This is a genomic window from Bacteroides muris (ex Afrizal et al. 2022), assembly GCF_004793475.1.
GTDB lineage: Bacteria > Bacteroidota > Bacteroidia > Bacteroidales > Bacteroidaceae > Bacteroides > Bacteroides muris.
Map to the genome: position 1 here is coordinate 1 of NZ_SRYZ01000061.1, position 22,292 is coordinate 22,292.

Genomic DNA, 22,292 nt, shown 5'->3' on the forward strand with positions numbered 1-22,292 from the left:
TCGCCGTTTTAGAGGAAGCCCCCGAGTCAGAAATGACGAGGGGGCTTTTGCTTTTTCCACATCACACATCACACATCCTTGTCATTGTGCTTTCTTATTGGGGGCAGTCCGAAAACCCTGTGGGCTTCTCAACAATTAGTATCTGACAGCAAAACGGAGCTATAATCTATCATTTTTCTTCTCTTTGCCATAGGTTTCTTTCGGAGCTTGGGTCTTGGAAAAGAAAAAAGAAAAAAAACTTCCGGAAAAATTTGGAAGTTGTGCTTTAAGAATCTCCGCTTAACTTCTCATTCTTTTGTTATCGTAACAGAACAAAGTTGGTGTAAAATGAGTTTTTTTTGGAAAAACGGACACTTTTCTTCCTTTCTTTCTATTCAATATCAAATTGATTTTTGTAATTTTGGCGTGAATCTAATAGAAAGGGAAAAAATCACGCAATTAATATTGTAATATAAATCATATAATAACTCCTGCAAATATGGAAAACAAGATTCAAGAGCTGACTGATAAGATTTACCGTGAAGGCGTAGAGAAAGGAAACGAAGAGGCACAGAAACTTATCGCAAAAGCTCAGGAAGAGGCTAAGAGAATTATAGAGGATGCTCGCAAGGAGGCGGATTCTATCGTGGCTACCGCTCATAGGTCTGCCGATGAACTGGCAGAGAATACAAAATCGGAATTGAAGTTGTTTGCCGGTCAGGCTGTGAACGCTCTGAAGTCTGAAATCGCTACTTTGGTGACGGACAACATTGTGAATGCCGATGTAGAGGCATTTGCTGCAAACAAGGATTATCTTAATGCTTTCATTGTTGCATTGGCGTCCAAATGGAGTGTGAACGAACCAATCGTTATCTCCACTGCCGATGCGGAAGGCTTGACGAAATATTTCTCTGCGAAGGCTAGGAATCTGCTGGACAAGGGTGTGAAGATTGAGCAAGTGAATGGTATCAAGACTTTGTTCTCCGTGTCGCCTGCCGATGGTTCGTACAAGGTGAACTTCGGCGAAGAAGAATTTATGAATTACTTCAAGGAATTCCTGCGTCCGCAATTAGTGGAAATGCTGTTCTAAAAACTCCCATAGGATTATGAGTAAATACTATTACTTGGTAGCCGGTTTGCCTGAACTTACTCTGGAAGACAGTAAACTGAGCTATACAGTAGCCGATTTCAAGACGGAACTATATCCTGCCTTGTCGGAAGATGATAAAAAGTTGGTGGATTTGTTTTATCTGAAATTCGACAATGCGAATGTCTTGAAACTATTGAAGGATAAGGATGCTGCCATCGACCCGCGCGGAAACTATTCGTCAGAGGAACTGGCGGAATATATCTCACAGCTGAAAGATGGCGATGAAGTCTCTGACAGTGTATTTCCATCTTATCTCTCCACGTTCATTTCCGAATACTTCAGCCTGCCTGCCGAGGAAGGTTTCTTGCATGAAGACCGTCTGGCAGCGCTCTATTATGCCTATGCCATGGAATGCGGGAATCAGTTTGTGTCTTCCTGGTTTGGCTTCAATCTCACTATCAATAATATATTGGTGGCACTCACAGCACGTAAGTTCAAGTTGGACATTGCTCCACTGATTGTGGGCGATACGGAAGTGTGCGAAGCTCTGCGTACTTCCAATGCCCGTGACTTCGGTCTGGGTACTGAAGTGGATTATCTGGAGCAGCTGGTGAAAATCAGTGAGACGGAGGAACTGGTAGACCGGGAAAGGAAGCTGGACCAGCTTCGCTGGAACTGGATGGAGGAGGCCACATTCTTCGATTACTTTACCGTGGAGCGTCTGTTTGTCTTCCTGCTGCAGCTGGAGATGATAGAACGGTGGATTACGTTGGATAAAGAGAAGGGTAACCAACTGTTCCGCAGCATTATCGCTGCCTTGAAAGACGAGGTGCAGATACCCGCAGAATTCAGATAAAATAAACAACTAAAAATATATGGCAACAAAAGGAACTGTTAGTGGCGTAATAGCCAATATGGTGACCCTCGTCGTTGATGGACCGGTAGCACAGAATGAGATTTGTTATATCTCGACCGGAGGAGACAAGTTGATGGCGGAGGTGATTAAGGTGGTAGGTACTCAGGTCTACGTGCAGGTATTTGAGAGTACCCGCGGACTGAAAGTGGGGGCCGAAGCCGAGTTTACCGGACATATGCTCGAAGTGACGCTGGGGCCCGGTATGCTTTCGAAGAACTACGACGGTCTGCAAAACGACCTCGATAAGATGGATGGCGTTTTCCTGAAACGCGGGCAATATACCTATCCGCTGGATAAAGGAAGCAAATGGCACTTTGTGCCTCTGGCAAAGGTGGGCGACCAAGTGGAAGCCGCTGCCTGGCTGGGACAAGTGGACGAGAACTTCCAGCCTCTGAAAATCATGGTGCCTTTCGAACAGAAAGGTGTGTGTACTGTGAAATCCATCGCAAAGGAAGGTGATTACAGCATTGAGGATACCATTGCAGTGCTGACGGATGGCGAAGGCAATGACATTCGGGTGAACATGATACAAAAATGGCCTGTGAAACGCGCCATGACCAACTATAAGGAAAAGCCGCGTCCTTTCAAGCTGCTGGAAACCGGTGTGCGCGTAATCGACACGGTGAATCCGATTGTGGAAGGCGGTACGGGCTTTATCCCCGGTCCGTTCGGTACCGGAAAAACGGTGCTCCAGCATGCCATTTCAAAACAAGCGGAGGCAGACATCGTAATCATCGCTGCCTGTGGTGAGCGTGCCAACGAGGTTGTGGAAATCTTTACGGAATTCCCCGAACTGGTTGACCCGCATACGGGACGGAAGCTGATGGAACGTACGATTATCATTGCCAATACTTCGAATATGCCGGTAGCTGCCCGTGAGGCATCTGTCTACACGGCTATGACGATTGCGGAATACTACCGGAGCATGGGATTGAAGGTACTGCTGATGGCGGACTCTACCTCACGTTGGGCGCAGGCATTGCGCGAGATGTCCAACCGTATGGAGGAGTTGCCCGGTCCCGATGCCTTCCCGATGGACTTGTCCTCCATCATCTCCAACTTCTACGGCCGTGCGGGGTATGTGAAACTGAACAACGGCGAGTCCGGTTCCATTACTTTCATCGGTACGGTATCGCCTGCCGGTGGTAACTTGAAGGAGCCGGTAACCGAGAATACGAAGAAGGTGGCGCGTTGCTTCTATGCCCTTGAGCAAGATCGCGCCGACAAGAAGCGTTATCCTGCCGTAAACCCGATTGATTCGTATTCCAAATATATAGAATACCCTGAATTTGAAGAGTATATCACCAAGCACATCAATGGTGAGTGGATTGGCAAGGTGAATGAGATCAAGACCCGTTTGCAGCGTGGTAAGGAGATTGCCGAGCAAATCAACATCTTGGGTGACGACGGTGTGCCTGTAGAATATCACGTGACTTTCTGGAAATCGGAGTTGATTGACTTCGTTATTCTGCAGCAGGATGCCTTTGACGAGATTGATGCTGTGACTCCGATGGAGCGTCAGGAGGAGATTCTGAATATGGTGATAGAAATCTGTCATACTGAATTTGAGTTCGACAACTTCAACGAAGTAATGGATTACTTCAAGAAAATGATTAACATCTGTAAGCAGATGAACTACTCGAAGTTTAAGTCGGAAGAATACGGCAAGTTCCATAAGCAGTTGCAGGAACTGGTTGAGGAACGTAAAGCCTAAGGACGTGCTATCTTGACTGTTCACAATTTGCCATTTGCCTTGCGGATACAGGTGAACGGAGGTTGTAGAATAGGAAAATAGGATGGCGGAGATTTGAATAGTAAATAGTAAATTGCTAAATTGTAAATAAATAGATGGCAACAAAAGCATTTCAAAAAATATATACCAAGATTACTCAGATTACGAAAGCTACGTGTTCGCTGAAGGCAACCGGGGTGGGGTATGACGAGTTGGCGACCGTAAACGGCAAGCTGGCCCAGGTGGTGAAGATTGCCGGTGACGAAGTGACTTTGCAGGTATTTGAGGGGACGGAAGGTATCCCCACCGATGCAGAGGTAGTATTCTTGGGCAAGGCTCCTACGATTAAAGTGAGCGAGCAGCTTGCAGGACGCTTCTTCAACGCCTTTGGCGATCCCATCGACGGTGGTCCGGCGATTGAAGGCGAGGAGGTGGAAATTGGCGGTCCGTCCGTGAATCCGGTGCGCCGTAAACAACCCTCGGAACTGATTGCGACCGGTATTGCAGGCATCGACCTGAACAATACACTGGTGTCCGGACAGAAGATTCCGTTCTTTGCCGACCCCGACCAGCCCTTCAACCAGGTGATGGCGAATGTGGCCCTGCGTGCGGAGACTGACAAGATTATCCTTGGCGGTATGGGTATGACGAACGATGACTACCTCTACTTCAAGAACGTATTCTCCAATGCCGGTGCACTCGACCGTATCGTCAGCTTTATGAATACTACCGAGAATCCTCCGGTAGAGCGTCTGTTGATTCCGGATATGGCACTGACGGCTGCCGAGTATTTTGCTGTGAACAACAATGAAAAGGTGTTGGTGCTGCTGACGGATATGACTTCCTATGCCGATGCACTCGCCATTGTGTCCAACCGTATGGACCAGATTCCTTCGAAGGACTCCATGCCAGGTTCCCTTTACTCGGATTTGGCGAAGATATACGAAAAGGCGGTGCAGTTCCCAAGCGGTGGTTCCATCACGATTATTGCGGTGACGACGTTGTCCGGTGGCGACATTACGCATGCCGTGCCCGACAATACGGGTTATATCACGGAAGGCCAGTTGTTCCTTCGTCGTGACAGCGACATCGGTAAGGTTATCGTTGACCCGTTCCGTTCCTTGTCCCGTCTGAAGCAGCTTGTTACGGGTAAAAAGACGCGCAAGGACCATCCGCAGGTGATGAATGCCGCCGTACGTCTGTATGCCGACGCCGCCAACGCCAAGACCAAGCTTGAAAACGGTTTCGACCTGACGAACTACGACGAACGTACCCTTGCCTTTGCCAAGGACTACTCCAACCAGTTGCTGGCCATCGACGTCAACCTCGATACCACAGAAATGCTCGATGTGGCATGGAGGCTGTTCGGCAAGTATTTCCGTCCGGAAGAAGTCAACATCAAGAAAGAGCTTGTAGACGAATTCTGGCCGAAAGCAAACTAAATAAATGTACGATTGGACGATTTGCGATTTACGATTGATATTACTGAAATTGCAAATCTGTAAATTAATAAGTTGAGTAACTTCAATCGTCTAATCGTAAATCGTTAAATCGTAAATAAAATGGCTATTAAGTTTCAATATAACAAGACCTCGCTTCAGCAACTCGAGAAGCAACTGAAGGTGCGCGTGCGTACACTCCCCATTATCAAGAATAAGGAGAGCGCCCTGCGTATGGAAGTGAAGCGCTGCAAGGGCGACGCTGCCGCGTTGGACGCGAGGTTGGAAAAGGAAATCCAAGCTTACGAAGCCATGTTCGCCCTTTGGAATGAGTTCGACGCTTCATTGATAAAGGTCAGCGATGTTCATCTCGGTGTGAAGAAGATTGCCGGTGTACGGGTGCCGTTGCTCGAGAATGTGGATTTCGAGATACGCCCCTACAGCTTGTTCAATGCGCCCAAATGGTATGCAGACGGGCTGAACTTGCTTAAGTCGCTGGCACATACCGCCATCGAGCGTGAATTCATTGTTGCCAAGTTGAACTTGTTGGAACATGCGCGTAAGAAGACCACCCAGAAGGTGAATCTTTTTGAGAAAGTACAGATTCCGGGCTATCAAGATGCTCTGCGCAAAATCAAGCGGTTTATGGAAGACGAGGAGAACCTCTCCAAGTCATCGCAGAAAATCATGAAGTCCCATCAGGAGAAAAGGAAGGAGGCAGAGGCATGATTACAAAAATGAAGAAGCTCACGTTCCTTGTGTATCATAAGGAGTACGAAGCGTTTCTGGCACAAATCCGGGAGTTGGGCGTGGTGCACGTTGTGGAAAGGCAGTGCGGCGAGATGGACGACACCTTGCAGCAATTCATGCAGAAGCGTACGCTCTACAAGAATATGCTTCAGAGCATGTATGCCTTGGCGGACAAACGGCCGGAAGAGAAGGTGCATAAAGGGTTGTCGGCCGATGCTTTGGTGAAATCCTACGAGGATTTGCAGGCACGGATACAAGACCTGAACCAGCAGATTCCCGCCATCGACAAGGATGTGGCACAGATGGAGGCTTGGGGTGATTTCGATTGGAAATCCATCCGCCGGCTGGAAGATGCCGGCTGGTTCGTGCGGTTTTACACCTGCCCGGAGAAAGACTATAACGAAGCGTGGGCAGAGGAATGCAATGCCATCGTGGTGAAAGAGAGCGGCGGACATCTTTATTTTGTGACCGTCACTCCCCAACCGGCAGAACTGGATGTGGAACCGCTCCGCCTGCCCTCACTCAGTCTCTCCGAGCTGATACGGAAGAAGGCCGATACGGAAGAAGCCCTTGTGCAGGCACATGCCGGGCTGAAAGAATTCTGCAAGGCGAATTACTGTACGTTGGAGAAGTACAACCTCCGGCTCCAGGAAGAAATAGACCTGCTGAAAGTCAAGCTGAACAGCGAGCATATGGCAGAAGGTGCCGTAGTGCTGATGGAAGGCTGGATTCCTGAAGACTGCGAGGCAGATGTGAGGAAACTTCTCGATGAAAGCGGCGCTTATTATGAGATAAGGGCTGCCAGGCGCGAGGACAATGCTCCCGTCAAGCTGAAGAACAACGCCTACACCCGCATGTACGAAGTGCTTACCAAAATGTACGGCATGCCCGACTATGCAGAGTTCGACCCGACACCGATACTTGCACCATTCTTCTCGCTCTTCTTTGCATTCTGTATGGGAGACGCGGGCTACGGTCTGGTACTGATTGCGCTTGGATTCATTCTGAAAAAGAAGATGTCCAAGTCCATGAAAGGTATGATGAATCTGGTGATTACGCTGGGTATCTTCACGGCTGTCATCGGTGCCATACTGGGAACTTTCTTCGGTGTAAGCCTCTTCGACCTGGAGATACCTGCCAAACTGAAGGAATTCATGATTGTGGGCAAGATAGGCGAGACTACCTATGACAAGCAAATGCTGCTGGCCCTGATTATCGGTGTGGTACATATCTGCATTGCCATGACGGTGAAGGCCGTGGGGCAGACCGTGCGCTTCGGCTTCAAGGAGTCGCTCAGTGCCTGGGGATGGCTGTTGCTGGTAGTGGGATTCGTTTGTACCGGCGGACTTTCCTTCTTCAAGATTATCTCAGAAGATGTATCCACATGGGCGTTTATCGTGATTGGCGGTGTATCCGCCATCGGCATCTACCTGCTGAACAATATCCATCGGAATGTATTTGTCAACATTGGTGCCGGAGTATGGGATACCTATAACATGGCTACCGGACTGATGGGCGATATACTTTCCTACATCCGTCTCTATGCCCTCGGCCTGGCAGGCGGTATGCTCGGTGGGGTGTTCAATCAGCTTGCCTTCATGGTGAACGATGCGGCAGGTCCGGCTCTGGGATGGCTGTTCTGCGGTCTGATACTGATATTCGGGCATACGCTGAACATTGCCATGTCCTGTCTGAGTGCTTTTGTGCATCCGCTCCGTCTGACATTTGTGGAATACTTCAAGAATTCCGGTTACGAAGGTAAGGGCGAAGCCTATAAACCTTTTACAGTAGTAAAGAAATAAACAAATTGAAAAACAAATAAAAATAGAAACATTATGAATGAAATTTTAGGTTATCTCGGTCTGGGCCTGATGTTGGCCCTTGCAGGAATTGGCAGTTGCTTCGGTACAACAATCGCCGGTAGTGCGGCAGAGGGTGCGTTGAAGAAAGACCCTTCCAAATCAGCAGGTTATATGATTTTGTCGGCCCTTCCGGCTACGCAGGGACTTTACGGTTTCGTGGCTTTCCTGATGTCTATGGGCAGGGATTTTGCTACGGACGGCCCTTTGATGCTGGGTATCGGACTGGGTGTCGGACTGGTATGTCTGTTCTCTGCCATCCGTCAGGGACAGATTTGTGCAAACGGTATCGTGGGTCTCTCTCAGGGACACGACGTGCAGACCAATACAATGATTTACGCCGCACTTCCTGAATTCTATGCCATTTTGGCGCTGGTGGCTGCATTGATGGTATAATCCGGATCAATTAAGAAAATAAGCCCCAGGAATTTACAATTGAAGTTCCTGGGGCTTTTTGTTTCAATTGCTGTAGGCTTCAACTGAAAACTCCAGGGATTCTTTTTTGAACCTCCGGGAATTTTAGGCGAGAAATGCATGGATGGGCGATTCCATGGGGCTTTGTGGCTAAACTATGATATTCCGCAAACGATTGTTTATGCATATTTGATTAGTTTTTTCGATTAAAAGGCTATTTTTCAAAGAATAATACGTACTTTTGCAGCCGTAATTAAGATAAAGAGATTATAACATAATATGATTAAAGAACTACTTACCCCCGATTACATCTTCGAAGCGAGTTGGGAAGTGTGTAATAAAGTAGGCGGTATCTATACGGTTTTGTCTACAAGGGCAAATACTTTACAGACTAAATTTCGCGATAGATTATTCTTTATAGGGCCGGATTTCTGGCAGGGAAAAGAGAACCCTTTGTTCATTGAGTCTGATAACCTTTGTGCAGCGTGGAAAAAACATGCTGCGTTGAAAGACAATCTCTGTGTCCGCGTAGGACGCTGGAACATTCCGGGAGAACCTATTGTTATATTGGTTGATTTCCAACCGTTCTTTGCAGAAAAGAATGAGATCTATGCAGAGATGTGGAACCGCTATCAAGTGGACTCACTGCATGGATATGGCGATTATGATGAAGCATCCATGTTTGCTTTCGCCACCGGAAAGGTGATAGAGAGTTTCTATCGCTATAATCTGACGGAAACGGACAAGGTGGTGTTTCAGGCACACGAGTGGATGACCGGTATGGCCGCCCTCTATCTTCAGTCTGCCGTTCCCGAGATAGGGACTGTCTTCACAACCCATGCCACCTCCATCGGTCGTTCCATAGCGGGCAACAACAAGCCGCTCTACGATTATCTCTTCGCCTACAACGGCGACCAGATGGCGGAGGAATTGAACATGCAGTCCAAGCATTCCATTGAAAAGCAGACGGCCCATTATGTAGACTGCTTCACCACCGTGAGCGAGATTACAAACAACGAATGCAAGGAATTGCTTGACAAGCCTGCGGATGTGGTGCTGATGAACGGTTTTGAAGATGATTTTGTACCGAAAGGTGCCACCTTTACCGGCAAGCGCAAGCGTGCCCGCTCCACCATGCTGCGTGTGGCAAACTGCCTGCTGGGTGAGGACTTGGGTGATGACACGCTGATTATCGGTACCAGCGGACGCTATGAGTTCAAGAACAAGGGTATCGATGTGTTCCTGGAATCATTGAACAGGCTGAACCGCGATAAGGATTTGAAGAAGAAAGTATTGGCGTTTGTCAACGTGCCCGGCTGGGTGGGAGACCCCCGCGAGGACTTGCAGAAGCGCCTGAAGAGCAAAAATAAGTTCACCGAACCGTTGCAGTGCCCTTTCATCACCCACTGGCTGCACAATATGACGCATGACCAGGTGCTGGATATGCTGAAATACCTCGGCATGGGAAATCGCCCCGAAGATAAAGTTAAAGTGATTTTTGTACCTTGCTATCAAGATGGCCACGACGGCATCCTCAACAAGCATTATTATGACCTGATTTTAGGCGAAGACCTCAGTGTCTATCCGTCCTATTACGAACCGTGGGGATATACCCCGCTGGAGAGCGTGGCTTTCCGCGTGCCTACCATCACCACCAATCTTGCCGGTTTCGGACTTTGGGTGAACAGCTTGAAAAACCAGCATGGCATTGACGACGGAGTGGAGGTGCTGCACCGTTCGGATTACAATTATTCCGAAGTGGCAGACGGCATAAAGGACACCGTAGCCTTGTTCTCGACCAAGACGGAAGCCGAAATCAAGGAAATCCGCAAACGTGCAGGCCAGGTGGCAGAGCAGGCTTTGTGGAAGCATTTTATAAAGTATTATTATGAGGCTTACGACATTGCGCTGCGCAACGCCATGAAGCGTCAATTAAGATAAAGGAATTATTAATCAATTAGTTATCATACAATGAAGATTAAAGTTAGTAATGTAAACACTCCTAACTGGAAAGATGTGAATGTGAAATCGCACATTCCTGCCGAACTGGAGAAACTGTCTGAACTGGCACGTAACATCTGGTGGTCATGGAATTATGAAGCCATCGAACTTTTCAGAGACCTCGACCCTGCCCTCTGGAAAGAAGTGGGACAGAACCCCGTACTTCTGTTGGAGCGCATGAGTTATGCCAAACTGGAAGCGCTTGCCAACGATAAGGTTATTCTGCGCAGAATGGAAGACGTATATTCCAAGTTCCGTACATACATGGATGTGACACCTGACAGCAAGCGTCCGTCTGTTGCCTATTTCAGCATGGAGTATGGTTTGAACCACGTACTTAAGATATATTCCGGTGGTCTGGGCGTACTTGCCGGCGACTACCTGAAAGAGGCTTCCGACAGTAACGTTGACTTGTGTGCAGTCGGTTTCTTGTATCGCTACGGTTACTTTACCCAAACCTTGTCTATGGACGGCCAGCAGATTGCCAACTACGAGGCGCAAAACTTCGGACAACTGCCTATTGATCGTGTATTGGACGAGAAGGGCGAGCAGGTGATAGTGGACGTTCCTTACTTGGACTACTACGTACACGCATACGTGTGGAGAGTAAACGTAGGACGCATCTCCCTCTATCTGCTTGATACTGACAATGAAATGAACAGCGAGTTCGACCGCTCCATCACTCACCAGCTCTATGGCGGCGACTGGGAAAACCGTCTGAAGCAGGAAATCCTGCTCGGTATCGGTGGTATCCTGACGCTGAAGAAGCTGGGCATCAAGAAAGATGTTTATCACTGTAACGAAGGACATGCCGCTTTGATCAACGTACAGCGCATCTGTGACTACGTGGCCGAAGGTCTGACTTACGACCAGGCTATCGAGCTGGTACGTGCTTCTTCGCTCTATACTGTGCATACTCCGGTTCCTGCCGGCCACGACTACTTCGACGAAGGTCTTTTCGGCAAGTACATGGGCGGCTATCCTTCAAGAATGGGTATCAGCTGGGATGACCTGATGGACCTCGGACGCAACAATCCGGGCGACAAGGGCGAACGTTTCTGCATGTCCGTATTCGCCTGCAACACTTCCCAAGAGGTGAACGGTGTGAGCTGGCTGCACGGCAAGGTTTCCCAAGAGATGTTCTCTTCCATCTGGAAGGGCTACTTCCCCGAAGAAAGCCACGTGGGTTACGTTACCAACGGTGTGCACTTCCCCACTTGGAGCGCTACGGAATGGAAGCATCTCTATGCTGCACACTTTGACGAGAACTTCCTCTACGACCAGTCCAATCCTAAGATTTGGGAGGCTATCTATAACGTGTCCGACGAAGAAATCTGGAAGACGCGCATGGTGATGAAGAACAAGCTGATTGACTATGTTCGCAAGCAATACCGTGAAACCTGGTTGAAGAACCAAGGTGACCCTTCACGCATCGTTTCCCTGCTGGACAAAATCAATCCGAATGCCCTGCTGATAGGTTTCGGACGTCGTTTCGCTACCTACAAGCGTGCACACTTGCTGTTTACCGACCTCGACCGTCTGGCCAAGATTGTGAACAATCCCGACTATCCGGTACAGTTCCTCTTCACCGGTAAGGCTCACCCGCACGATGGTGCAGGACAGGGCTTGATTAAGAGAATCATCGAGATTTCCCGCCGTCCGGAGTTCTTGGGCAAGATTATCTTCCTGGAAAATTATGACATGCAGTTGGCACGTCGCCTCGTTTCGGGCGTGGATATCTGGCTGAACACTCCGACGCGTCCGCTCGAAGCATCCGGTACTTCCGGTGAGAAGGCGTTGATGAACGGTGTTGTTAACTTCTCCGTGCTCGACGGCTGGTGGCTCGAAGGCTATCGCGAAGGTGCAGGTTGGGCATTGACCGAAAAGCGTACCTATCAGAATCAGGAACATCAGGACCAGCTCGATGCCGCCACTATCTATAGCATCCTTGAGCAAGAAATTCTGCCGTTGTTCTATGCACGCAACAAGAAGGGATACTCTGAAGGTTGGGTGAAGACTATCAAGAACTCCATTGCACAGATCGCTCCCCACTATACAATGAAGCGCCAGTTGGACGACTACTACGACAAGTTCTACATCAAGGAAGCTAAACGTTTCAAGATGCTGGCTGCCGACGATTATGCCAAGGCCAAGGAAATAGCTGCCTGGAAGGAAGAAGTTGCCGAAAAGTGGGACAGCATTGAAGTTGTGTCTTGCGAAAAGACTGAAGACTTGGTGAAAGGCTCCATCGAAAGCGGTAAGGAGTACATCATTACTTACGTTATCGACGAGAAGGGCTTGAACGACGCCATCGGTCTGGAACTGGTGACTACTTATACGGCTCAGGATGGCAAACAGCACGTTTACTCCGTAGAACCGTTCAATGTAGTGAAGAAAGAAGGCAACCTTTATACTTTCCAAGCCAAGCACAAACTGGAAAATGCGGGTAGCTTCAAGGTTTCTTACCGTATGTTCCCGAAGAATGCAGACCTGCCTCACCGTCAGGACTTCTGCTACGTTCGCTGGTTCATATAAGAGCATGAAAAGACAGATGATGTGTTTGCGATATGGCCAACACATTATCTGTTCAGATAAGACATATCATATGTATGATGCAGACAGACCATTCGTTTCGGGTAGACGGATGGTCTGTTTTTTGTACGTTCGGCTGGGTATTAGCGGGGGTGCAAAGCCCTAATTAGCGGGAATCATACAGCCCATAGCAAGGGTGTCTCTTTATTCTCTCATTCCGTGGATCAGCGTCATGCTGAGCAGCACCCCGACCACTATGCAGATGAGGATAAGGAGCCAGTTCATGAGCCGTGCACCCGGCTTGGTTTCCTTGTGCAAGTTCTGGTCAAAGTAGTTCTTGAAGAACAGATAGATGGCGGGCACGGTGGCGCTTGCCAGCAGCAGGTCTTCGGGAATCTTGTAGATGTAGACTTTGGAAAAGGCGATGAGCGCCCAGTGGCAAAGGAACAGAATGACGAGCAGGTTGACCCTGCGCGAGAAAGCCAGCAGCAGCCCGATGGTGAACGCAGCTACCGAGCAGGGCATCACGGTGGTGGTCATCATGGGAAATTCCATTCCGCGTGCCCACGAAAGGAGCGGATAGAGGAAAGGCATCGCATAGAGTATCCCCACCAGTACCTTGTATTTCGGATTGCGCTCGAACGGAGTGTAATCGGTAAACAAGTCCCATAGCCACAGCAGTGCAATCACTCCCCAGAAGATGGCGAGTATATGGTGGTGTCCGCGCGCTCCGCAATACATCATGTAGTACACGATGGATATCCACCCGTTCAGAAATACCATGTAGATTTTGAGGGCTCGTTTTGCCCATAAGGTCGGTTTCCGGTAGAGCCGCTTGGCGAGCAGGATGCCTGCTGCGGTGATGAGGAGCTGTGCCCACCAGGTGGCCTCGTTGTATTGTGCGATAGTATTCCAGAATATTTCCATTTGTGCCTATTAAAAAACGGTTGCAAAGGTAGAGCTTTCTATCGTAAGAATAAAATAGTTTTCTACATTTTCCTTATCTTTGTGCCTCCAGAAAAATAGGTAAAAAGATTTATGGATAAGACTTTGACTGAACAAGAGATTGCCCTGCTACGCAGAAAACTCGACTTATTGCTTCGTACCGGACAGCTGCTGGTGGAGAGTGCGGCTGATACAAACCGTGTTGTCCGTAACCTGAACCGTGTTGCCGCCTATCTGGGGCTGCCGGAAGAAAAACTTCACATCGACGTAAGTTATACCATGCTGGTAGTGAATGTGAGCGACGGCCTGCATTCGTTCTCCAAATTCCAGAAATGCGAGAAGCATGGCATCAACATGACTGCCATTTCCGAAATCAGCAAACTGTCCTGGCGGGCCATTGAGAATGACTACTCCCTCGACCGGTATGAGGAGGAACTGGAAAGAATCAAAACCAAGAAGCGGAACTATGTGCCATACGTTGTTGCCATCGGTGCCGGCTTTGCCTGCGGAGGCTTCTGCAAACTGTTCGGTGGTGACTGGATGGCGTTTCTGTTTGCCTCCATTTGCGCTTTTGCCGGTTTTCGCGTCCGCGTCCGTTGTATGGAGTTCGGCATCAATCACTATATGAGCATTGCCATTGCCGCATTGATTGCTACCTGCCTGGCCTATGTGTCTTCTTTTGCCGGACTCTCGGAAACTCCCTATCATCCGTTGTTGGCGTGTGCACTGTTCATCGTTCCGGGTGTACCGTTGATAAACTTTGTGGATGATATGATTGACAATTATATTCAGGTGGGCATTGTGCGGGCTGTGAATACGGTGCTGATGGTCTGTGCAATGGCCTTCGGCATTGTGATAGCCATGCGCCTGCTGACGATGGAGGATGTCGTGATTGACAAGAAGTTCAGCGAATTGAGTATGGTGCCTCATGACAGTTATCTGGTGTATGCCATTGCGGCGGCCATATCTGCCATGGGATTTTCCATGATATTCAATATACAGCGGCGCTTGTTGTGGGTTGTTGCGGTGGGCGGTATCATTGCCGTTTGTACGCGTAATTTTGTCAATTTCGAATTGGGTTACGGACCGGTGGTAGGTTCGTTCATGGGCAGCATGGTTGTCAGCCTGATAGCCGTGAAGGCAGTGCATTGGTTTCATGTTCCCAATCATGTGCTGACGATTCCTTCCGTCATCCCGATGATTCCGGGAGTGCTGATGTATCGTGCGCTTTTCGGACTTATCAATATGCACGGCGTGGTGGGCGAGGTGACGGCGGTTGTTTCCAACGGCATCACGGCTTCACTGATTATTCTCTGTATAGCGTTGGGCGTGGCAGTACCCAATATCTTTGCTCGCCGGTATATCGCCAAGGATAGGCAGCGTTTTCTTCAGAAGGAGTTGCAGAAGCGCAGGGAAAGAGGAAAATTTATAGAATGGTGATACAGGTATCCCGTCATCCTTCGCTTCGCTCCGAATGACGGGATACTTATTTTAAATCCCCTTTTTGGGATTATAGTGATAAATTACGGTTTCTCCCTTTCGCAGGGATGTTTGCACGTCAATAAGACGTTGGTTGCGGCTTCCCCGGAAATAGAGCTCCTTATCCTGCAGCTCTTTCTTGAATTTGCCGTCCACCAGTACGTCGATGTATTCCAGCAGTTGGGCTTGGTGCGGGTTGCACAGTAGCTTTTCAAAAGTGTAGCCCGTATAGCACCAGATGTTTTTCCGGCTCCGCTCCTTGATGGCATGCGCCAGTCGGGTGAATCCTTCCGACTGGAACATCGGGTCTCCGCCGCTGAAGGTGACATCTGCAAACGGGTCGGCAAGTATCTTTTCCAGAATTTCTTCTGTACTCATCCAGTGTCCGTGGTTGATGTCCCACGACTCCGGATTGTGGCAACCGGGACAAGCGTTAGGGCATCCGGCAGCGTAGATGGCGGTCCGGAAGCCCGGACCGTCTACTGTGGTATCTTCTAAAATGTCGAGAATGGAAAGCACAAGTAGGGAATTAAAAATTAGAAATTAGAAATTGAACATCGTAGGAGCGAAGCTGAACATTCATGATTAAACATTAAAAATGAAGGGCCGCTTAGCACTGCGCAGCCCTTTAATTTTTCATTTTCAATTATGAACGACCCTGTCGTTCAGCTCTGCCAGCTTGGCATTGTTCCAGCGGTCGGTGGTTCCCACCAGGTAGCCGGTGATGCGTTGCAGCTTGTCGATATGCTTGCTGCCGCACTTTGGACATGCTTCCAGGTTTGGGGTGGAGTTTTCGTGGCCGCATTCCAGGCAGCGATTCCGGTTGTGGTTTACCGAACCGTAGCCGATGTTGTATCGGTCCATCATGTCCACTACACGCATGATGACTTCCGGATTGTGGGTGGCATCACCGTCTATCTCCACATAGAAGATGTGGCCGCCGCGGGTCAGCTCATGATAAGGAGCCTCCACTTCCGCTTTGTGGCGGGCGCTGCATTTGTAGTACACGGGCACGTGGTTGGAGTTGGTGTAGTAGTTGCGGTCCGTAATGCCCGGCAGCGTGCCGAATTCCTTACGGTCTATGCGGGTGAACTTGCCCGACAAGCCTTCGGCAGGAGTGGCAAGCACGCTGTAGTTATGCTGGTATTGGTCGGAGAACTGGTTGGCGCGGTCGCGCATGTAGGTCACTATTTTCAGTCCCAGCTCCTGGGCTTCATCAGATTCTCCGTGATGTTTTCCGAGTAGTGCCACAAGACATTCGGCCAACCCGATGAAGCCGATTCCCAATGTTCCCTGGTTGATGACGGAGGCAATCGTATCGTTCGGTTTCAGCTTCTCGCAGCCTATCCACAAGGCGGACATCAGTAGCGGGAACTGCTTGGCGAAGGCAGTCTTCTGGAACTCCATGCGTTCGTGCAACTGGCGTGCGGTCACCTCAAGCATGGCATCCAACTTGGCAAAGAATCGGGCGATACGCTGTTCCTTGTCTTTTATGTTCATGCACTCGATACCCAGACGGACGATATTGATGGTAGAGAAAGAGATGTTTCCACGCCCGATGGAGGTCTTCGGTCCGAAGCGGTTTTCGAATACGCGGGTGCGGCATCCCATGGTGGCAACTTCGTGCAGGTAGCGTTTCGGGTCATCGGCTTTCCACTCCTTGCTTTGATTGAAGGTGGCGTCCAGGTTCAGGAAGTTAGGGAAGAAACGTCGTGCCGTCACCTTGCAGGCCAGCTGGTAGAGGTCGTAGTTGCGGTCTTCCGGCAGATAGCTCACGCCCCGTTTCTTTTTCCATATCTGGATGGGGAAGATGGCGGTTTCTCCGTTTCCTACTCCTTGATAGGTGCTTTTCAGCAGTTCGCGGATGATGCAGCGACCCTCGGCGGAGGTGTCTGTTCCGTAGTTGATGGAGCTGAACACCACTTGGTTGCCGCCGCGTGAGTGGATGGTGTTCATGTTATGGATAAATGCCTCCATGGACTGGTGTACGCGCGATACGGTCTTGTTGATGGCATGCTGCACGATACGGTCTTCACCCGTCAGCCCGTCCAACGGCTGCAGCAGATAGTCGGCCAGTTCCTTCTGATAGAGATGGGAGTAATCTTTCCCGTTCAGTTCTTCCAGGTTCTTTACTTCCTCGATGAAACTGTTGCGCACGTAGGGGGCAAGGTAGAAATCGAATGCAGGGATGGCTTGTCCGCCGTGCATCTCGTTCTGGGCTGTTTCCAGCGAGATACATCCCAGGATACTGGCAGTTTCGATGCGCTTGGCCGGGCGAGACTCGCCGTGTCCGGCAGAGAAACCGTATTTCAGAATATGGTCCAGCGGATGCTGCACGCATGTCAGGCTCTTGGTGGGATAATAATCCTTGTCATGGATGTGCAGATAGTTCTGGGTGACGGCGTTCAGCACTTCTTCACTCAGCAGATAGTCGTCCACAAAAGGTTTGGTGGTTTCGCTGGCAAACTTCATCATCATGCCCGCCGGGGTATCGGCATTCATGTTGGCGTTTTCGCGTGTGATGTCGTTGGACTTGATGTTGATGATTTCCAGAAACATGTCGCGCGTCTTTGCCTTGCGGGCAATGCTTCGCTGGTTGCGGTAGGTGATGTACTTCTGGGCTACGTCCTTGCGGCTGCTCTTCATCAGTTCCACTTCCACCAAATCCTGAATGGCTTCCACCGTCATCTGCGAATCTCCCTTGAAAGAGATGCGGTCAGTAATCTGGTGTATCAGTTGCAGGTCTTCCCCCTTGTCTGTATGCAACATGGCTTTCCGGATGGCGGTGGCTATTTTTTCTTCGTTGAATCCGACGACGCGTCCGTCGCGTTTGAGTACTGTTTGTATCATAACCTTTTATGCTTGAATGTGACTATATCTTTAAGTTCAATTGCGGGAACAAAGGTATTACAGTTATTGATAGGATTTGCTTTTTGGAAAACTTTTTGTGATTTAAAAAGTGTTAACCTTTTGATAATTAATGATGTTGAAATGAGAAGTGGAAAACTTTCAATGGGAAATGATTTTTAAAGTTGTTCGTTGCCGGCTATTGCTGCATGCGTATACAACATCTGATTCCGAAGTGTCAAATGAAAATAAATCTTTGGGGCGGATTGTGAATTCTCGGATTCTTTAATTATATTTGCAATAAATTGGTTTATGTAAGTTTTTTAGTCCTTGATAATACTTCTTGTTGCCATTCGATTGTATCGCTTTGCTGCTCATCGTATCGGGGCAAAAGTGTCGTTATCATAATAATCAAAGAAAGAATGAACATGGCAAATGTATTTCCTCCGTTTAAAGTTGATATAGCCGGGGCTTTTTGCGTACCTCGTGCATTGAAGGATGCCCGCGAGCAATATCAGAACGGGCAGGTGAGCCGGCAGGACTTGCGGGCAGTTGAAGATGCGGAAGTGCGCAATCTTGTGGAACGGCTGAAACAGGGAGGCATGAAGGTGGTTTCCGACGGTGGTTTCCGAAGTCGTGATTTTTTAGAAAGCTGGGAGGGTATCCGTTTCAAAGACGGCCGGCCTTTCTCCGAACACTCTCCTTTGGAGATTACAGGACGCCTCGGCTTGCTACGGCGGCATCCTGTTCTGGAAGAATTCGCATTTCTTGATTCCATTGCGGGCGGGGAGGTGATGAAGAAACAGCATATCCCTTCGCCGGCAGAGCTCTTCACTCAGATTATCCAACGCGTGAAGCGGAATCAGATAGAAAACGTTTACTCCGACGTCCGGCTGCTGACGGATGATATTGCTTCCAGCTACAAATCTTTGCTTACCCAACTCTATGATGCAGGTTGCCGCTACGTCCAGTTCGACGGGGTGCATTCGGTAATAATGGAAGATACTGTCCGGCTGAATAACCGTGTCTTGCGCGAACGCCCTGCAGGGATGTATGTCGCATTCCATGCACCTACGGATATGCTGGTGCAGCTGCATGGGGCCGATGCCTATTTCCTGAATTACGACTGTGGCGCGTGCGACCGCAACCGTCTGCTTTGGTTTATACACGAGAAAGAGGCGGTGTTCGGTTTCGTGCTGTCCCATTATCCCCACGAAGATGAACTGGATGAATTGCAGGCGAAGACCGAGAGTGTGTTGAATTATATTCCCTTGAAACGTTTCACTTTGTGCCTGCCGGATGCGAATGCGCTTCTTTCCCCTTCAGGGGCCGATGAGGAAAAACAGTGGGAGACTGTGCGGCTGGGGATGGAAATGGCAGCACGCATCTTCTCTTGAAAATAACATATTTCGTTGACTGAAATGCCACACTTCACGAGGCCTAATCAATGGCATTTGTCTCTGTGAAGTGTGGCATTTTCCTTGCTGAAGTGCGGCATTCCGGTTGACGGAGTGCCGCACTTCTCTTTTAGTTTCCGGTGTGTCCGGTTTTATTGTTTGACGGCTTCGGCTATCTTTTCCTGAAGTTCGTCACCGTGCAGTCCGCGTGCAAGGATTGTTCCTTCGCCGTCAATCAACACAGTGTGGGGGATGCTGCTTACAGCATAAAGCTGTGCGCCTTCGCAGTTCCAGTATTTCAGGTCGGACATTTGCGGCCAAGTGATGCCCAGCTTCTTGATGGCTTCTTTCCATGCGTCAGCACTCTGGTCCAGAGATACGCCTACGATTTCGAAGTTTTTGTTCTTGTATTTGGCGTAAGCTTCCACCAGATTGGGCATCTCGCGGCGGCAGGGGCCGCACCAGCTTGCCCAGAAGTCAACGAGGACTACTTTGCCTTTGCCTACATAGTCGGACAGCTTCACGGTTTTTCCTTCCGGGGTCTGCATCTCGAAGTCTGTAAACTTCTGGCCTACGGCAGTGGCTTTCATCTTTTCGACGTTGTTCTTTATCTTGACGATGGCTTCGTCGTTGTCGTAAGCAGCAGGGATTTGGGGCATCAGCGGGTCGAGGTCTGCCACATCCATGTAGTAGTAGTTCTGTTTCAGCAGGAGTACACCGACCGGATTGGCGATGTTCTTGTTGATGCCGGCTTTGATGGCAGATATCATGCTGTTCTCCAAATCTTTCATCTCTTTGCCTTTGGCTTCGCGCTGTTCGGCGGTCAGTGTGGTGTCCGACATGGATTCGTAGATGTTCATCATCTGTTTGTTCAGGCCGTTGATTTGGGTTTTGATTTCCTGGTAGGCATCATTGTTGGCAGTACCGGTGGCGGAGTTGTTCTCCTGCGACAGGTTGATTTTGATTTTGCCGTTTTCCAGGAAGAAGTCGATGGCTGCGCCGTCTTTTCCTGCAGCTTTGTAAGAGATGTAGCGGTTGACAGCGGTATCTTGCGTGCCCTTGAAGGTGAATGTACCACCTTTGATGACAGCAGAGTCCAATTTGACGAATTGGCGTCCTTTCACGGTTTCCAGATATACGGTGTCGCCGTCGGCTGCACCCTCTACAGTTCCGGTTACGGTGTAACCGTTGTTTCCACTGTTACAAGCTGTACATACAGCGGCTACAGCGAGCAGATAAGTAAACTTTTTCATTGCTTGTTTTTTTTAATGAATGATTATATCTGCAAATATACGAAGAATTCGTGAGATTCAGGCAGATTTTGGTGGAATAAAGTAAGTGGTTGGAGACTAAAGGAATTGGGTGTTGAATGACTGTATTCTTCCTTTCTCCAAAAAAGCGGGATATTGAGAGGTTATGAGGTAATTTTGCTACCTATCCGTTGCCTTTTTTAGTGTCAATCCGGTGGTGAAAACGTAACGGAATCCACCCTGATTTTGCTTCTGCCATCTCAAAGAACCCTTGTTTGCGAGAGCGAAGATACGCATAATTTTCCGTGTATCGGGTAAATATGCCTACTGTTCTCTGTTTCAGGGGTCTGTTTCTATGTTCTGCCATATTTTTCATGCCGACAGGTAACTCTATACCGGTTAATTTTGCAATTAAAAGTATAGAGCTATGAATCAAGAAGATGTAAGGGTTTCGTTCTACCTGAAAAAGAGCGAAGCGGATGAGCAGGGAGAGTGCCCGATTATGGGCAGGTTGAATGTAGGCAAGTATTCCGAGGCGGCCTTCAGCGTGAAGATGACGGCTCCGGAATCGGCATGGCTTTCCGGTCGTGCCACGGGGAAGAGCGCAAGGTCAAGGGAAATCAACCGGCAGCTGACATCTTTCCAAGTGGAGGAGAATATCCTTGTTGCTCCACGACTGGGGAATGGTAACTTCACGTTGATACCAAGCCGGTCTGCAGTATTCAAACTTGCGGGTCAGCCGTTCTACATAACGGGCGGTAGTGGGCATACCTTTGCCACCTTCGTCCATACTGCCTGGCAGCTGGATCGACTCAGTCAGTTTGGATAGATAAAGCTCCGAACCGGGTGTTTTCCCGAATCCCATCGGGTCGGTTTGGAAGCGCCAGGTTCCTGCCAGGCTCAGGCTTTCCTGAGCTATCATCCATTGAGCACTACTGAGCAATAAGCTCATTAGAATATTTCTTTTCTTCATGTGTATTAAGATTAATATGCTTGCGTATTGTTTTAATTCACTTCCGGATACTGTGTTTTTTTGCAAAATAAGCTATTTCTCAGCAATTGAATGATGGAAAATATGTTTATTCTCATGGATAATATTCCGGTAAGGATGAGGAAGGGGCGGGGGAATGAGAGGTTATTCGTACATTTGTAATAAACATGCTATGCGGATTACATGGCCGTTGTAAACAGTCAATATGATACCTTGTCGACATAAATACATAACACGATAAACAAATGAGTAGAGATAACGACATGAAGGATTTTTGAACAGATTAGTAATTGAAAAGCAGCTAGAAGTAATTTTTCCACGTATTGGAGGTTCTTGTTTTTTGTGCTGTGTGCCGGGAGTACCATTGGCAACAGATACCCAAGAGGAGTTGCAGGTGCGCCCGTAAGGGCATATAATAACGTGAGTTCGAAATAATAATAAATATATTTCGCTGATAATTAGTGGTATAGCGATAAAAGTGTTAAATTTATAGTGCAGAATTATAAGATTTAAACGATTACCACTATATTTCCGGAGTCACTGCTGGGCACTTAGTCCCGGCTGATTTTCAGTTGTTTATAATTTAGTTCTTTGATATTCTTGTAATTGCAATCGTTAAGTATCTCTCTTACAGGTGTTTTATCCAGTAGAGAAAAGCTCAAAATTTGTAG

At 48.7% G+C, this 22,292-nt stretch carries 15 protein-coding genes and 2 pseudogenes; 12 read left to right on the forward strand and 5 right to left on the reverse strand.

The features are described 5' to 3' along the window. The first annotated feature begins 478 nt into the window (after positions 1-478). The 9 genes from E5355_RS17055 (at position 479) to E5355_RS17095 (ending at position 12,715) form a co-directional block, all read left to right on the forward strand. Positions 479-1,069, forward strand: a complete 591-nt coding sequence (locus tag E5355_RS17055) for a hypothetical protein (RefSeq protein ID WP_136011261.1) — start codon at positions 479-481, stop codon at positions 1,067-1,069. Between the two features lie 16 nt (positions 1,070-1,085). After that, on the forward strand, positions 1,086-1,925 hold the full coding sequence (locus E5355_RS17060) for a DUF2764 domain-containing protein (protein WP_136011262.1): 840 nt from the start codon (positions 1,086-1,088) through the stop codon (positions 1,923-1,925). Between the two features lie 19 nt (positions 1,926-1,944). Then, the gene (locus tag E5355_RS17065) at positions 1,945-3,699 is read left to right on the forward strand and encodes a V-type ATP synthase subunit A (RefSeq protein ID WP_136011263.1); all 1,755 of its coding nucleotides are present in this window, start codon (positions 1,945-1,947) and stop codon (positions 3,697-3,699) included. A gap of 134 nt (positions 3,700-3,833) precedes the next feature. Continuing rightward, positions 3,834-5,159 (forward strand): V-type ATP synthase subunit B, encoded by a 1,326-nt coding sequence (locus E5355_RS17070; protein WP_136011264.1) that lies wholly within the window; start codon positions 3,834-3,836, stop codon positions 5,157-5,159. Between the two features lie 120 nt (positions 5,160-5,279). After that, positions 5,280-5,885 (forward strand): V-type ATP synthase subunit D, encoded by a 606-nt coding sequence (locus E5355_RS17075; protein ID WP_136011265.1) that lies wholly within the window; start codon positions 5,280-5,282, stop codon positions 5,883-5,885. Beyond that, complete coding sequence (locus E5355_RS17080; RefSeq protein ID WP_136011266.1) at positions 5,882-7,708, forward strand: V-type ATP synthase subunit I; 1,827 nt, start codon at positions 5,882-5,884, stop codon at positions 7,706-7,708. The genes E5355_RS17075 and E5355_RS17080 overlap by 4 nt, the downstream gene beginning before the upstream one ends. Positions 7,709-7,741: 33 nt before the next feature. Beyond that, positions 7,742-8,161: an ATPase gene (locus tag E5355_RS17085; RefSeq protein ID WP_136011267.1), complete on the forward strand. Its 420-nt coding sequence runs from the start codon at positions 7,742-7,744 to the stop codon at positions 8,159-8,161. Positions 8,162-8,458: 297 nt separating this feature from the next. Then, complete coding sequence (locus E5355_RS17090; RefSeq protein WP_136011268.1) at positions 8,459-10,120, forward strand: glycogen/starch synthase; 1,662 nt, start codon at positions 8,459-8,461, stop codon at positions 10,118-10,120. Positions 10,121-10,150: 30 nt separating this feature from the next. Next, positions 10,151-12,715, forward strand: a complete 2,565-nt coding sequence (locus E5355_RS17095) for a glycosyltransferase family 1 protein (protein WP_136011269.1) — start codon at positions 10,151-10,153, stop codon at positions 12,713-12,715. Between the two features lie 201 nt (positions 12,716-12,916). On the opposite strand, the gene E5355_RS17100 is transcribed toward E5355_RS17095, so the two are convergent. Further along, a complete protein-coding gene (locus E5355_RS17100; RefSeq protein ID WP_136011270.1) occupies positions 12,917-13,639 on the reverse strand; it encodes a DUF6064 family protein in 723 nt (240 codons plus the stop codon). A 111-nt stretch (positions 13,640-13,750) separates the two neighbouring features. Between E5355_RS17100 and E5355_RS17105 the strand changes: the two genes are divergently transcribed. Beyond that, complete coding sequence (locus E5355_RS17105; protein WP_136011271.1) at positions 13,751-15,097, forward strand: threonine/serine ThrE exporter family protein; 1,347 nt, start codon at positions 13,751-13,753, stop codon at positions 15,095-15,097. A gap of 51 nt (positions 15,098-15,148) precedes the next feature. Here the strand turns inward: E5355_RS17105 and nrdG are convergent, their stop codons facing one another. Next, positions 15,149-15,655: an anaerobic ribonucleoside-triphosphate reductase activating protein gene (gene nrdG / locus E5355_RS17110; protein ID WP_136011272.1), complete on the reverse strand. Its 507-nt coding sequence runs from the start codon at positions 15,653-15,655 to the stop codon at positions 15,149-15,151. Positions 15,656-15,778: 123 nt separating this feature from the next. Continuing rightward, positions 15,779-17,986 (reverse strand): anaerobic ribonucleoside triphosphate reductase, encoded by a 2,208-nt coding sequence (locus E5355_RS17115; protein ID WP_136011273.1) that lies wholly within the window; start codon positions 17,984-17,986, stop codon positions 15,779-15,781. 425 nt (positions 17,987-18,411) lie between these two features. Here E5355_RS17115 and E5355_RS17120 point away from each other — a divergent pair, with 425 nt between their 5' ends. Further along, complete coding sequence (locus E5355_RS17120) at positions 18,412-19,380, forward strand: cobalamin biosynthesis protein (RefSeq protein ID WP_176469447.1); 969 nt, start codon at positions 18,412-18,414, stop codon at positions 19,378-19,380. 152 nt (positions 19,381-19,532) lie between these two features. Here the strand turns inward: E5355_RS17120 and E5355_RS17125 are convergent, their stop codons facing one another. After that, positions 19,533-20,633: a TlpA disulfide reductase family protein gene (locus tag E5355_RS17125; RefSeq protein ID WP_136011275.1), complete on the reverse strand. Its 1,101-nt coding sequence runs from the start codon at positions 20,631-20,633 to the stop codon at positions 19,533-19,535. A 424-nt stretch (positions 20,634-21,057) separates the two neighbouring features. Between E5355_RS17125 and E5355_RS17130 the strand changes: the two are divergent. Beyond that, positions 21,058-21,264: pseudogene (locus E5355_RS17130) on the forward strand (site-specific integrase); the annotation flags it as partial. On the opposite strand, the pseudogene E5355_RS20030 reads toward E5355_RS17130, so the two are convergent. Beyond that, positions 21,265-21,582 (reverse strand): annotated as a pseudogene (locus tag E5355_RS20030) (beta-galactosidase); the annotation flags it as partial. Between the last annotated feature and the right edge of the window lie 710 nt (positions 21,583-22,292).

Coding starts and splice junctions, on each gene's coding strand:
- E5355_RS17055 (WP_136011261.1), top strand. CDS start 479: ATGGAAAACAAGATTCAAGAGCTGACTGATAAGATTTACCGTGAAGGC.
- E5355_RS17060 (WP_136011262.1), top strand. CDS start 1,086: ATGAGTAAATACTATTACTTGGTAGCCGGTTTGCCTGAACTTACTCTG.
- E5355_RS17100 (WP_136011270.1), bottom strand. CDS start 13,639: ATGGAAATATTCTGGAATACTATCGCACAATACAACGAGGCCACCTGG.
- E5355_RS17115 (WP_136011273.1), bottom strand. CDS start 17,986: ATGATACAAACAGTACTCAAACGCGACGGACGCGTCGTCGGATTCAAC.
- E5355_RS17120 (WP_176469447.1), top strand. CDS start 18,412: ATGGCAAATGTATTTCCTCCGTTTAAAGTTGATATAGCCGGGGCTTTT.
- E5355_RS17095 (WP_136011269.1), top strand. CDS start 10,151: ATGAAGATTAAAGTTAGTAATGTAAACACTCCTAACTGGAAAGATGTG.
- E5355_RS17070 (WP_136011264.1), top strand. CDS start 3,834: ATGGCAACAAAAGCATTTCAAAAAATATATACCAAGATTACTCAGATT.
- E5355_RS17085 (WP_136011267.1), top strand. CDS start 7,742: ATGAATGAAATTTTAGGTTATCTCGGTCTGGGCCTGATGTTGGCCCTT.
- E5355_RS17090 (WP_136011268.1), top strand. CDS start 8,459: ATGATTAAAGAACTACTTACCCCCGATTACATCTTCGAAGCGAGTTGG.
- E5355_RS17065 (WP_136011263.1), top strand. CDS start 1,945: ATGGCAACAAAAGGAACTGTTAGTGGCGTAATAGCCAATATGGTGACC.
- E5355_RS17125 (WP_136011275.1), bottom strand. CDS start 20,633: ATGAAAAAGTTTACTTATCTGCTCGCTGTAGCCGCTGTATGTACAGCT.
- E5355_RS17080 (WP_136011266.1), top strand. CDS start 5,882: ATGATTACAAAAATGAAGAAGCTCACGTTCCTTGTGTATCATAAGGAG.
- E5355_RS17075 (WP_136011265.1), top strand. CDS start 5,280: ATGGCTATTAAGTTTCAATATAACAAGACCTCGCTTCAGCAACTCGAG.
- E5355_RS17105 (WP_136011271.1), top strand. CDS start 13,751: ATGGATAAGACTTTGACTGAACAAGAGATTGCCCTGCTACGCAGAAAA.